12 protein-coding genes are annotated in these 13,827 nt (G+C 45.7%); 7 read left to right on the forward strand and 5 right to left on the reverse strand.

Annotation, left to right across the window (positions count from 1 at the left end; genetic code table 11):
* Positions 1-27: 27 nt before the first annotated feature.
* The 6 genes from LN893_RS00005 (at position 28) to uvrA (ending at position 7,670) form a co-directional block, all read left to right on the forward strand.
* Positions 28-318, forward strand: a complete 291-nt coding sequence (locus tag LN893_RS00005; RefSeq protein ID WP_369427645.1) for a putative quinol monooxygenase — start codon at positions 28-30, stop codon at positions 316-318.
* 576 nt (positions 319-894) lie between these two features.
* Entirely contained in the window at positions 895-1,146 is a 252-nt protein-coding gene (locus tag LN893_RS00010; RefSeq protein ID WP_229967014.1) for a hypothetical protein, read from the forward strand.
* A 330-nt stretch (positions 1,147-1,476) separates the two neighbouring features.
* A complete protein-coding gene (locus tag LN893_RS00015) occupies positions 1,477-2,724 on the forward strand; it encodes an ABC transporter permease (RefSeq protein WP_229967016.1) in 1,248 nt (415 codons plus the stop codon).
* A 132-nt stretch (positions 2,725-2,856) separates the two neighbouring features.
* Positions 2,857-3,720, forward strand: a complete 864-nt coding sequence (locus LN893_RS00020; protein ID WP_229967520.1) for an LOG family protein — start codon at positions 2,857-2,859, stop codon at positions 3,718-3,720.
* A gap of 437 nt (positions 3,721-4,157) precedes the next feature.
* Positions 4,158-4,634, forward strand: a complete 477-nt coding sequence (locus LN893_RS00025) for a DUF202 domain-containing protein (protein ID WP_229967018.1) — start codon at positions 4,158-4,160, stop codon at positions 4,632-4,634.
* A 129-nt stretch (positions 4,635-4,763) separates the two neighbouring features.
* A complete protein-coding gene (uvrA, locus tag LN893_RS00030; protein ID WP_229967020.1) occupies positions 4,764-7,670 on the forward strand; it encodes an excinuclease ABC subunit UvrA in 2,907 nt (968 codons plus the stop codon).
* Positions 7,671-7,930: 260 nt separating this feature from the next.
* On the opposite strand, the gene LN893_RS00035 is transcribed toward uvrA, so the two are convergent.
* A complete protein-coding gene (locus tag LN893_RS00035; RefSeq protein ID WP_229967022.1) occupies positions 7,931-8,503 on the reverse strand; it encodes a DUF4142 domain-containing protein in 573 nt (190 codons plus the stop codon).
* Between the two features lie 76 nt (positions 8,504-8,579).
* A complete protein-coding gene (locus LN893_RS00040; RefSeq protein ID WP_229967024.1) occupies positions 8,580-9,170 on the reverse strand; it encodes a DUF4142 domain-containing protein in 591 nt (196 codons plus the stop codon).
* Positions 9,171-9,372: 202 nt separating this feature from the next.
* Between LN893_RS00040 and LN893_RS00045 the strand changes: the two genes are divergently transcribed.
* Positions 9,373-10,089: an ABC transporter ATP-binding protein gene (locus LN893_RS00045; protein ID WP_229967026.1), complete on the forward strand. Its 717-nt coding sequence runs from the start codon at positions 9,373-9,375 to the stop codon at positions 10,087-10,089.
* 36 nt (positions 10,090-10,125) lie between these two features.
* Here LN893_RS00045 and LN893_RS00050 read toward each other — a convergent pair whose 3' ends face one another.
* From LN893_RS00050 to rpoN, 3 genes are all read right to left on the reverse strand, one after another.
* Entirely contained in the window at positions 10,126-10,743 is a 618-nt protein-coding gene (locus LN893_RS00050; protein WP_229967028.1) for a hypothetical protein, read from the reverse strand.
* Positions 10,744-10,889: 146 nt separating this feature from the next.
* Positions 10,890-11,873: a 3-dehydro-L-gulonate 2-dehydrogenase gene (gene yiaK, locus LN893_RS00055; RefSeq protein ID WP_229967030.1), complete on the reverse strand. Its 984-nt coding sequence runs from the start codon at positions 11,871-11,873 to the stop codon at positions 10,890-10,892.
* 272 nt (positions 11,874-12,145) lie between these two features.
* Positions 12,146-13,597: an RNA polymerase factor sigma-54 gene (gene rpoN, locus LN893_RS00060; RefSeq protein ID WP_229967032.1), complete on the reverse strand. Its 1,452-nt coding sequence runs from the start codon at positions 13,595-13,597 to the stop codon at positions 12,146-12,148.
* Positions 13,598-13,827: the final 230 nt, after the last annotated feature.

The raw sequence follows: 13,827 nt of genomic DNA on the forward strand, positions 1-13,827 counted from the left end.
CTATTTCTACGAAAGTTATGAAACAAGATAAGGCTAAAAGCAACCGCAGGAAACAGCGATAAACTTGCTTCCATTTTATTAAAAGCATCAGCGTTAGTGGCAACGGCAAAGGGGTGCCGACTATACATCGTTAGTAAAGACAACAGCGAGGAAAATGCTGTTTGGGTTACAGAGGTCTGGGACAGCAAGGACGATCACAATAACTCCTTAAATGTGGAAGGGGTAAGAGAATTAATTTCGCAGGCTATGCCGCTGCTTGACGGGCGGCCTGAAAAAGGACAGGAACTGGAGGTTTTAGGCGGAGCAGGTATAAGCTAACCACTTACCTACACAGATTTTGATTTGCTTAATTTAGGTGTGAAAACCAAAACGAGAAGCCCTTCGCTCGTTCACAGACAAAGGACTTCTCGTTAAATGGCAATTGAGTAGCTTAAGGACATCTTTATATACGAATAACTATATAGGATGTTGCTCCAGATGATGAAAAAATTATCTTTTCATATACTCCCCTTTCCCACTCGAAGATATTAACCGATTAATATTCACATAATTAACCCAAAATTTAGTGAATATATTTTTCTTGTTTAAGCCCACTTTTAGTGTTTAAGCCCACTTTTAGCGAGTACCTCAACAACAAGTTAAGAAAAGCTTTGGAAGTAATCGGCAGTTGGATGAATGACATATCGATTGCTCGACAAATAAACTAAAGACATTTCCTTTGTTTATTTTCATGGTAAAAACTGGCTTTGGACAACACAGACCCCCTTTGATTTCGCTTTATGTGAAGTTTGGCCCTTTTACGCTTAGGAGACACAGCAAAAGAACAGCTATTTATCCTTAAACTAACTGGCAAATTGCTTAATCTCTGCCGCTGCGCCTTCGTATAAGACACTCATGAAACTACAGGAATTCAACAACTACAGTATAGAGGAAAGAGCGGAGGCTATAGAGGCGCTTGGAACCTTCCTGGCTGTACGCACAGAATGCGACTGTAGCGTTTGCCTTTTTTACATGAGAGACTTTTTTGCAGAAGCCTGGTACGACCCAGAGAACAACGAAGCTATCTTGATTAGAGGTTTTGAGGGCAGAATTTTATTGGAGCCTTACCTCGAGATGATCGACGTTTCTGAGTTAGTAAATCAATAGCCCGCACCTCTGCTTGTCTTCTCTTTACAATGGGCTTCCCAACTGCTATTATGTGTTACAGCACATACTCCTCATCAGAAACACACTTTCGATGTAAGCTATTAAATACTTACGATAAGAATCATCAGCAACCACGCTAACTTTAAATTGCTTACCCCTCCTAAACCACAGGCAAGACATTCATACTCCGCGCATCACACAAGCAACACAACCTTGTTCCTACTCTACTGCTTCCAAGCTATTCAAAAACAAAAATGCACTCCTTATTTTATATATTTTGCCCGAAATATTCTTACTTTTAAGCAAATTCCTCCTTTGATATAGCTTACTATGATATACTTGCGCTTAATAATGGAAAGTTTCCGCTTTGCATGGCAGGCCCTACGGGCTAACCTACTTCGGACTATTCTGTCTTTATTAGGGGTAACAATAGGCATTTTTGCTATCATCTCAGTATTTACGCTAGTAGACTCCTTAGAGCGTAACGTGCGCGATAGCATGAGTTTTATTGGTGAGAAGGTGCTATATGTAGAAAAGTGGCCCTGGTCGTTTGGAGGCAACCACCCTTGGTGGAAATATTTTCAGTGGCCGCAACCAACAGTGCGTGAGTTTAGACTGTTGGAGCGCAACCTGAACAACGATGCAGGTGTGGCAATTATGGCAGACAGAGGCAACAACACTTTTAAGTATAAGAACAGCAGCTACTCTAATGCTAGTCTCATGGGCATTTCGTATGACTACACTAAGGTTAACGAAATACCCGTAGAAGACGGCAGGTACTTTACCCTGCAGGAAATAGATGCCGCCCGCAATGTTTTAATCATAGGCCAAGAGGTAGCCCAAACACTTTTCCCTAACCAAAGTCCGCTGGGGCAGCAGGTAAAAGTGGCAGGACAGCGCTTTAATATTATCGGGGTTATGGAGAAACAGGGAGAAAGCCTGTTTGGTGCTCCGAACTTCGACCAGATGGGCATTATTCCTTACTTCACTTTCACAAAGCTTTTCGCCACGGGCCCCTACGGGGTTGGCTCTACCATTGCTGTAAAAGGGCGAGACGACGACCCAGGACTACTGGAGCTAGAGTATGAAGTAAGAGGCATGATGCGAAACATCAGAGGCTTAAGGCCCCGTGATGAAGACAATTTTGCAGTAAATCGCCCAGAGATGGCGGCAGAAGCTGTTTCAGGCTTGTTTCAGGTGGTTGGTTTGGCAGGTTGGGTGATTGGTGGGTTTGCCATACTGGTAGGCGGCTTTGGTATTGCCAACATCATGTTTGTGTCTGTAAAAGAGCGTACCAACATTATTGGCATTCAGAAGTCATTAGGAGCCAAGAACTATTTCATTCTGTTCCAGTTCTTATTCGAGTCTGTGTTTCTCAGTCTGATAGGTGGAGGACTAGGGCTTTTACTTGTGTTTTTACTCACGCTAATTCCACAGGATATGATGGCTATTAGCTTATCTATAGGAAACATAATATTAGGGCTCAGCGTATCGGCTGTGATAGGCATCCTTTCAGGTATAATACCAGCAGTGCTGGCATCAAACTTAGATCCTGTAATCGCTATCCGCTCCAAATAATTTATTAAATTAGCAATGTAGCCCCTTATAGCGCACCTCAAGCAAATAAGGCTGCTTATGTATGTGATGTCGCGTGCCCGAACAAACGGCACTTCAGGAGAATTTTCTCCTGAAGAAGATGAAGAAAAGATTATGACGAAACTTAGAAAAACAAGTAAAACAGGTTTACAAGAGGAGAATGTAAACACTGGCAGTGGGCAAACCATCGTAAACCCCGATGTAAACAACAACAAAGCAAAGTCTATTACTGACCTGCGCGAAACAGGGCAATCTACAGCCCCTCCTGCCTCTGAAGAGGAAATTAGGATAAGACAAGCCTTTGTAGATAAAGACTGGAATGAAATTAAGATAGCAGACTCCTGGCAAATATTTAAAGTGATGTCAGAGTTTGTGGAGGGTTTTGAGAAGTTGGCGAAAATAGGTCCGTGTGTTTCTATTTTCGGATCGGCCAGAACAAAAAACACCCATAAATACTACATAATGGCCGAAGAAATTGCCGCCAAGTTGGTGCGCCACGGCTATGGTGTAATTACAGGCGGTGGCCCTGGCATTATGGAAGCAGGAAATAAAGGAGCCCACTCCGAAGGAGGTAAATCTGTTGGCCTAAATATTCACTTGCCTTTCGAGCAATTCAATAATATCTATATAGATTCTGATAAGCTTATCAACTTCGACTACTTCTTTGTGCGCAAAGTAATGTTTGTGAAATATGCACAGGGCTTTATCGTGATGCCTGGCGGCTTCGGCACCTTAGACGAATTATTCGAGGCAATCACGCTTATCCAGACGAAAAAGATAGGCGCTTTCCCAATTGTGCTAGTAGGCCGTTCTTACTGGGAAGGCCTATTTAAGTGGGTTGAAGATGTGATGCTGAAGATGGAAAGCAACATCAGCCCCGAAGATCTGGACCTGGTACATATTGTGGACGACGCCTCTGAAGCCGTAAAAATCATTGACGATTTCTACAGCAAGTATGTGCTGTCTCCGAACTTCTAACAAGGTTTTACTTAAAAACAGAAAAGCAGGCCACAACGCCTGCTTTTTTTTGTGCTACCAACTTTAGTAGTTGAGAAATCAGTTGCACGCACTACACTAAAATTTTAGATGAAGTAACTCCTTTGTTTAAACGAGTGTCGTCTTATATATCCTGGCTCTTGCTTTAAAACCTAACAACCTATATTAGCACCGAAGACAGAACAATAACTACAGTCCATGAGAAACCACGAGATTATGCTGGTGAGCAGCGGTATGTTTCACCTCGATGCCACGGGTTGTGGTTTGGCACCAAGCCTCATTACAATGACATAGACGGTATCATATTGCAGTAGCCGCCCCGAAGCTTCTTTGCTCTTAAACCCACGGCTCCAGAATATAAGGCTGTGGGTTTGGGTTTTGTAGCTCCGCCAGCCCATACTCTTCGAAGTCTTAAGAAAATGCACCTATCCCTCCTGCACCCGCAACCGTATACTTCTGCTATGGGCATTCGGGAAATATTAAAGAACAGAGCAAGAAAAAAGCTAAAAGAACGGCTTAAAGTACAGGAGAGGCTAAACCTGGAGATTCGGGACAGCCTGGCAATGGAGCGCACCAAAATGGCTAATGAGCGTACGCTGCTGGCCTATGGGCGCACCGCTACAGCCATGGTATTGGCAGGCCTTACCTTCATTAAAGTCTTCAACAACGATCCTTTTTATACGGGGGTAGGGCTTGTTTTTGTCCCCATAGGGCTGGCTATTGCCTGCTTCGGCTACTATAGGTTCTCAAAGAAAAAGAAACAGGTATCGGGCTACACTCAGATTTATGCACCCACTAGTCCTGTGCTGGCAGAGGCAGTAGCCCAAGATGAAGATAATGAAAAAAGCATAGATACTAGCACAGACACATCAACTAGAACTAAACCACCAAAGTAAAACTTACAGCTACAAAAGAAGCCAAAGCTAAACCAAATGCCGCCGATTTATGTTAAAAAGGGTTGGGGTTTTGCGGCTGCAAAACGCTGGCATTTTTGTACCTTTGCTATTTAAAATCAACGCACCTGCATGGCTTTAGACCAAGAGCAATCTACTAAAACGGGCACAGCTTCGGCGGCAAAGCACCAGAACGGTGAGGCGCAGCAGATAGAAGTATACGGAGCCCGTGAGCATAACCTGAAAAACATTTCCATCACGATACCGCGCTATAAGCTGGTGGTTTTCACGGGCATCAGCGGCTCGGGCAAGTCGTCGTTAGCATTCGACACTATTTACGCCGAAGGGCAGCGCCGTTACATGGAAACCTTCTCGGCCTACGCCCGCAGCTTTATGGGCGGCCTGGAACGTCCTGACGTGGATAAGATTGAAGGGCTTTCGCCTGTAATCTCTATCGAGCAGAAAACCACCAGCCGTAACCCTCGCTCTACGGTGGGTACCATTACCGAGATTTACGACTTTATGCGTCTGCTGTGGGCGCGTACCGCCGATGCCTACAGTTATGTAACAGGCGAAAAAATGGTGCGCCAGAGCGATGACCAGATTGTGAATCACATCCTGGAGAATTTCGACGGCAAGCGCATTGTGGTGCTGGCCCCCGTGGTGAAAGGCCGTAAAGGGCATTATCGTGAGCTGTTCCAGCAGATCCGTAAAATGGGCTTTATACGTGCTCGTGTAGATGGTGAGTTGGTGGAAATTACGCCGAAGATGCAGGTAGACCGCTACAAGATTCACGACATCGAAATCATAATTGATAAGATTGTCCCGAAGGCCGATGACCGCTTCCGCCTATCAAGCTCTATACAAAATGCGCTGACGCACGGCAAAGGCATGGTGTTGATCATGGATGCGGACACGAACCAGACGCACTTCTTCTCGCGTCACCTCATGGACCCTGCCACAGGTATAGCCTACGACGATCCTGCACCGAACTCCTTTTCCTTTAACTCCCCATACGGTGCCTGCCCTGTGTGCAACGGCCTTGGAGAGATACAGGAAATTACAGAAGAATCGGTTATACCTGACAAAGATTTAAGTATACGCCGTGGCGGTATAGCACCGCTGGGAGAGTACCGTGACATCTGGATTTTTAAACAAATTGAGGCACTGTTCAAGCACTTTAAAGCTTCTGTGGCTACACCCATTAAAGACTTGCCAGAAGACCTGCTGAAGGTGCTGCTGTATGGTTTGGAGGAAGATCTGGAAGTAAAAACAAAGAAGGGAGACTATATCATCGAGTTTGAAGGAATCATCAACTTCCTGAAAAATCAGATGGTGTCGGACTCAGAAAATATACGTTCCTGGGTTGAGGATTTTACCCAAACTACCACTTGCCCCGAGTGCAACGGCTATCGCTTAAAAAAGGAATCGCTGCACTTTAAGCTGGCGGAAAAAAACATAGGTGAAGTATCAGTTTTAGACATAACTAAACTGGCTGCCTGGTTCGAAAACCTGGAAGACAGACTAAGCGAGCGGCAGAATGTAATTGCGCGGGAGCTGCTGAAGGAGATTCGCAAGCGCATTGGCTTTTTGCTGGATGTGGGCTTGGACTACCTGAGTTTGCACCGCCCTGTGCGCACACTATCGGGTGGCGAGAGTCAGCGTATCCGTTTGGCTACGCAGATAGGGACGCAGTTGGTAGGAGTGCTTTACATTATGGATGAGCCAAGTATAGGCCTGCACCAACGCGACAACGAACGCTTGATCAACGCCCTGAAAGACCTCCGCGACCTAGGCAATTCCATTATTGTGGTAGAGCACGACAAAGACATGATTCTGCAGGCGGACTACGTGGTGGATATTGGCCCTGGCGCAGGTATACACGGTGGGCAAGTAGTAACCGCAGGCACTCCTGATGAAATGATACAGGCTGGCACTACCACCGCCGATTTCCTGAGCAACCGCCGTGGCATAGAAGTGCCACGCGTAAAACGCCCAGGCACTGGCGAAGTGCTGAGATTGATTGGAGCTACTGGCCATAACCTGAAAAACGTAACGCTGGAGTTACCGCTGGGCAAGATGATTTGCGTTACAGGTGTATCAGGAAGTGGTAAATCATCGCTGATCCACGACACGCTGTACCCAATTCTGAACACGCACTTCTTCCGAGCTAAACGTGAGCCGCTGCCTTACAAGAGCATCGAAGGGCTGGAGAAAATTGACAAAGTGATTGAGGTAGACCAGTCGCCGATTGGCCGTACGCCGCGCTCTAACCCTGCTACGTACACAGGCGTATTCACCGACATTCGTACTTTGTTTGCGCAGCTGCCTGAGGCGAAAATCAGAGGTTATACACCTGGCCGCTTCTCGTTTAACGTGAAAGGCGGCCGTTGTGAGGCCTGTCAGGGAGCTGGTATGCGCACTATAGAAATGAACTTTCTGCCAGACGTGTACGTGCCTTGCGAAGTATGCAAAGGCAAACGCTACAACCGCGAAACCTTGGAGGTACGCTTCAAAGGGAAAAGTATAACCGATGTGCTGGATATGACGGTAGAGCAGGCGGTAGAGTTTTTCGATAGCCAGCCACGCATCCTGCGCAAAACTCAGACGCTGCACGAGGTGGGCTTGAACTACATTACACTTGGGCAGCAAGCTACCACCCTATCGGGTGGTGAAGCCCAGCGTGTAAAGTTAGCAACAGAACTTTCTAAGAAAGATACGGGCCAGACATTGTATATTTTGGATGAGCCAACCACAGGCCTGCACTTCCAGGATATTGAACACCTGGCTGAGGTACTGCACAAGCTTACCAATAAAGGGAACACGGTTCTGATCATCGAGCACAACCTCGACCTGATTAAAATAGCCGACCATATTATCGACATTGGGCCTGAGGGTGGTGAAGGCGGAGGCACAATTGTGGCCGCAGGCACGCCAGAAGAAGTGACTGCAGCAGGCAAAGGTTATACTGCTCGCTTCCTGGCTGAAGAGTTACGCACCAGCCACTACCGCGAAAACGGTGAGACGCCGGAAGTGTAAGTATAGCATCTGCGTTAGGCTCACAAATCTGACAGATAAGTAAAGCCTTGCAATCAATCAAGAACAGAAACAGCCAGTGCAGTAGCATTGGCTGTTGTGCTTTAACGTAAGGTGTAATTAGGTCTGGCCTTGTACTTATATTAATACGGCTGTTATTCTTGTTGGTGAAAACAAATAACAAGGGCATGGGCTTTTAACTATATAAAATTCTCACCTATGCAAGTCTCTTACCTTTAGTCCTGTAGCTAAAGGGAATCTAATTAGACACCCTTCACTTGGTCTTCCAGCGCTTCGGCTTCCTGCAAGTGCTGTTTTAACAATGGTAGCTGCTTCGATGCAAATTGTTTCACTTCCATCGTTGCGCCGTTTTCGGCCATATCACCGTAACGCCTTACCAGCTGTTTGTGCTCCTCCACTGCCCGTTTAATGTACGTCAGGTCAAACGTAATGCCTGAAGTTGATTCTACATCATCGTAGATGCTCTGGTGGTTACTCCCCAATTCTTCGGGCACTACAAAATTGCTTTGAGCTGCTGTTTCTCTTAAGTCATTCTGTATCCGCTCATGGTCCTGTGCCAGTTGCTGAGCCATTTGTTTTACTTCAGGGCTTACAGCCTCTACAGAAGCTAATGCACCGAGTCGCATTTGTAACATACTGGCACTGGTAGCCTCTGCTACAAATAAGGCATCGTTGTCCATGTTCTCTATTCCTGCTGCTTCAAACTGCTGCACACTCTGTTCTGTAGCCTGCGAAATACTGTCGTCGGGGCTACAGGATGTGCTCAGCAACAGGACGCTCAGCATAATGCCAACGTAAAGTAATGTCTTCTTCATAATTAAATCTAAAGTACAAAGCATCTACAGGTATACAACCTGCAGATGCTTATTTATGTTTTACAGTCAATACTTACTAGTTACGGGCTGTACTGTTATTCGTGTTTTCTTGTATAGTCTTGGCACGATCTAGGTGCTGCTGCAAAGTAGGCAATGTACTCGAAGCAAAGCTTTTCACATCTGGATCTTCCATGTTATTGGCCGCATCCTCAAAAAGATTGACAGATTCTTCATGCGAGCTAACCATCAAGTCCATATAAGCTTGATCAAACTCCTGCCCTGACTTGCCCTGAAGCTCCTCATACTGGCTCATGTGATCCTGCCCCATGCTATCGGGCAGCGTAATGTTCTTCTGCTGCGCAAGCGTTTTCAGCTTATCAGTAGCACTGGTATGGTCTGTAACCATCATCTGCCCATAGTCTTTTACTTGCTGGGACTGACCTTTCTGCTGTGCCAGTTGCCCAGCCTGAATTTCCAGCATGTTGCTGCTCGCAGCCTTGGTCATGAAATCAGACTGCCTCTGCATCTGATCTTCGTTGGCAGTACCTTCTGCCTGCTCTTCGTTTGTAGTTTGAACTTCGTCTACAGCTCCGCTATTTTGGTTACAGGAAACCGCTCCAAACAGGAGGGCACCCATCAATAAACCTGTTGATGTTAATTTTTTCATAGTTTAAGATTTGTATGTTTCCTTCGTTCTATAGAACTACTAGGTATACGCCTTAAGTATCATGGAGTTATAAAACCTATCTTTACTACCAGATTATGCCCTTTTTTTAGATATTGCATTTCATTAATCGCAGGTTGCTTCTGCGGTTGGAGCTTCCTTGCCTTTATTTGAACAACCTTATTTTAGCTTTTTAAAATTAACAATGTTGAAGAGAGAGAAAAGAACAGTGTGGGGATTAGCATTGATATTATTTTTGTACCTGCCCTTAACCTTCGCCCATGCCCAATCACGAGAGGATGAAGAGGAATACCTATCAAATAAGGAGGACGTGCAGGACATAGACCTGGCGCATGATAAAGTCATAAAGATACATCCCTTTCAGTTGGGAGAGATTTATTTGTCTTATGAGAAAATGCGCACATCGCGCGTAAGCAACGAAACAGGCATAGGCTATGTGTACGCCAGCGGCCTTGAAGAACGCAGCGACTGGCAAAATTCTATCAAGAGCACAACTGGCGTAGCTATCAGAATGTCGCAGCGCCACTATACCTCCAAGAGAAAAACACCGCCCTTTGGCTTTTTTCATGGTGCCATGTTTGGCTACAAGTTCTTGTTGTTTGAGGAAGACGCCCTTGGAGTAACACAAGCCCCTAATGCACCTACAACTCCTATTGGCAGGCTATACCAGAACTCACTGGAGCTAAATTATCAGATAGGCGGCCAGTTTCAGTTGGGCCGCCACTTTACCATGGAGGTAGCTGGCATGCTTGGCGCAAGGCTAAAATATGCAAGGGCAAGAAATGCTGACACGTACCTGCGCGATAAAGTTATCGGTCATGTGCTAAGACACGACGAGCACTCTGTAGCAACTGTAGTTCCTTCGCCTCAGCTTAAGCTATCGGTTGGGTATTCTTTTTAGAACTTAAGATAGCACCTTTCTACTCACAGGAGCTATTTACATAAATACGGCCACTACACCAGCTAGTAATAAACCTCCGCCAAATCCTGAGTATACCTGCGCTGGTGTGTGTGCTTGTAGCGCTAGCCTAGCCGACAGAACAGCACCAGCAATAGTTATCATCAGCATAATAGGAATTAGCAAAAGTGCCTCGGGTATAATCATGTTCAGCACCAGCAGCAAACCTAAGCTACCACCTACACCTATACTATGTGCACTTACTTTCCAGAATAAGGACACCAGAAAGGCAAAAAAAACAGAGGCCGCAATGGTGCCCATCACAAAATAGAAAATAGCATCAAAAACAGGTTCTCGGTGCAGCAGGTAAGTTGTAACAGAATAACAGAGGCAGGTAAAAAACAAAGGCATACGGCGCTGCTCCCGCCTGTTCATCTCCAGCGAGTCTATTTGCCCTGCCCGCATCATGGCGTAAGCACCTAAACCAGGAATAACAAATGTGGAGAAGACGATGAGTCCTAACATCATCCAACGGTTAGTAGGTGGCAAAGACACCACATAGGTTGGCAAGTAAAAAAGTATGAAGGCAAATAAGTAAGTCGGCATCAGCAGCGGGTGAAATACGACCGACAACAGCTTAGCGAGAGAACGATTCACTTAAAAAAACAAGGATTAAAGAATTGAAAATGATAAACGAGGTTCAAGGTAAGGATAAAGCCTTTACACTGCGCTATACTTGGGGCAAGTAAATTTTGTTCGGCAGCAGTTATTTAAGTGACCAGCTGCTGCCGAAACCATTTTTGCTACAGAGCCAGAACCTGCTGCCATATCTCTTCATTTACAGGTATACCCTCTTCCTCATTCTTACGGCGTGTAGCCAGAGAGCTTTCGCCAGGGTATCGTATACTTCCGCCTTCTTCCATCGAATCGCTACTCTTGGCAAATTCTATAATGCGGTTGCTTATGCTTTGATCCAGGTTCTGCGCATTTATGCATATGAAGAACTGCGATACGCCAGCCTCCACCGTGTCAGCTGTAATCTCGGCCACGGTTCTGCCACCGCTCAGCGAGGCCACCAGCACATCCAGCATCAGCGATAAACCAGAGCCTTTCCAGAAACCAATGGGCAACGGCCTTTCCGAAACTCTGATTTTAGCAGGATCTTTTGTTAGATTACCGTCTTCGTCGTAGCCACCTGTCACAGGTAACTCCTCCCCCTTCAGTTCATACTCCTGCAGCTTACCGTACGAGAATTGCGATATGGCCATATCTAGTACCAGGTGCCCCTCCTGCCTTGGCACCGCTATCACTATTGGGTTGTTGCCTAGCCTTGCCTCTGTGCCACCAAAAGGCGGCATGTTGGCAATAGAGTTTGTAGCACAGATAGCTATACAACCAGCCTCGGCAGCTTGCCAGCCGTAGGTACCGCCACGCATCCAGTGGTTCGTGTTTTTTACAGCTACCAAGCCCATGCCGTTTTCTTTGGCTAAAGCTATGGCTCTTTTAGTAGCTACCTGTGCCGTGTACATACCTGGTGCCAGATTACCGTCCCATTGCTCTACCATACCCTGCTGCCCCACTTTCTCAGGTTCGGCCTCTATGTTTATTTGCCCCTCTTTTATCAGTTTTACAAAAGCTGGAAAGCGATTTAAGCCATGTGAGTATACACCATCGCGGCTGTTCTCCGCAAAAATAGTAGCACAGCGTTCGGCTTTTTCTTCACTGAAGTCTAGCTTCAGCAGTACTTTTTTAAATTGGGCTTTAAGTTCTTCAAAAGAGATTTTCATAGTAGTGGGGTTTATGGGAATAGTAATTGTTTGAAAACAGTGCCTTAGTTAAATAAGCATTGTTTAAGTTGTATTGTCATTCCGACCAAAGGGAGAAATTTGGGACATCATAAGTAACGAAATATCCCAGAGTTCTCACGACGTTACTGATGACAATATTCTCTGCTGTTACAAAGCTATCTTTATATACTCTTAAAGAAGGGTTGAAGACGACAAATGTTCTCTCCTGAATTCATAATTCAGCATTCATAAGTCATAATTCCCCAAAGGGGCTATAGCTCTTTACGAAGGCGGGCTACAGGAATGTTTAGTTGCTCACGGTATTTAGCAACAGTTCGGCGAGCAATGTTGTAGCCTTTCTCGTTCAGCATCTTCTCGATCTTCTCGTCGGACAGTGGCTTGCGCTTGCTCTCTTTGTCGATGATCTCTTTCAGGATGTGCTTTACTTCACGGCTGCTGGCATCTTCGCCAGAGTCAGTGGCTATACCTTCGGAGAAGAAGTACTTGAGCGGATAGATACCGAACTCGGTTTGTACGGCTTTGCTATTGGCCACGCGGCTCACGGTACTAATGTCCATGCCTATTTCTTCGGCAATGTCTTTCAAGATCATCGGGCGCAATTCGCTTTCGTCTCCTTCTAAAAAGAAGTCATGCTGGTATTTTATGATGGCTTCCATAGTGCGCAGCAGCGTGTTCTGGCGCTGGCGAATGGCATCTATAAACCACTTGGCCGCATCCAGCTTTTGCTTCACGAAAGTTACCGTTTCTTTTAGCTTCTTATCTTTTTTGTCCGATTTATCATAAGCATCGAACATTTCGGAATAAGAGCGGCTGATGCGCAGATCTGGGGCATTGCGCGAGTTAAGCGACAGCTCCAGTTCTCCATTATTGTTGGTAAGTATAAAATCAGGAATAATGTACTGGATACGTGTAGACCCAGCACCCGCACCGCCTGGCTTCGGGTTAAGCTTAATGATCAAGTCAATGGCTTTCTTCAGCTCATCTTCTGATATTCCAAACTTGGACTGTATTTTCTGGTAATGTTTCTTCGTAAATTCATCGAAGGCATCAGTAATAATACGCTCAGCCAGCATGATAATGTCATCCTGCTCACGGCGCTGCAACTGCAGCAATAAGCACTCAGGCAAATCACGGGCCGCAATACCAGCAGGATCGAAGGTTTGTACCAGGTGTAGCACCTGCTCAATCTCCTCCTCCGTCGTCATGATGTTCTGTGAAAAAGCCAGGTCGTTGGCAATAGAACTCAGGTCGCGGCGTATGTAGCCATCGCTGTCTATACTGCCAATAAGCTGCATACCGATGCTGTACTGCTTGTCGTCGAGGTTCAGGAAGCCAAGTTGGTCCAGCAGCGCATCTGTAAGCGAGGATGTCATGGCAATGGGCATTTCACGGTCTTCCTCATCGCTGCCGCCACGGTCGCCTTGCATTTTGTAGCCACTTATCTCATCATCGTGCATGTACTCGTTCAGGTCGATGTCGTCGTTGCCGTAGTCATCGTTTGAATCGAAGTCATCACTATCAGAGTCTGAGTCGTAGTCGCTATCGGCTTCTTCACGGCCTTCTTCCAACGCAGGATTTATCTCCATTTCTTCTTTTATGCGCGCCTCCAATTCAACAGTAGGTATCTGCAGCAGCTTGATAAATTGTATCTGCTGCGGCGATAACTTCTGTGATAAGAGTTGCCTTAAATCGAGTCGCTGCATAATTCCAAAACAGGTTAAAGTGGCATGTTCTGCACATCCAAATTTAGGATATTTTTACTCGCATTATCAAAAAAAGGTTAAAATATCGTTACTTTGAGGGGTTTTAAAAGTGATATTTTAATCGTAATTAAATACTTAGCATCGGAGCCTGCTCTTACTGTTTTTGTTGATGAAAGCGGAAAGAGTAAAAGCCACTGCTAAAGTTTAAAATTGAACGTATAGTTTATAGC

It is taken from the genome of Pontibacter harenae, from assembly GCF_020907245.1.
Lineage (GTDB): Bacteria > Bacteroidota > Bacteroidia > Cytophagales > Hymenobacteraceae > Pontibacter > Pontibacter harenae.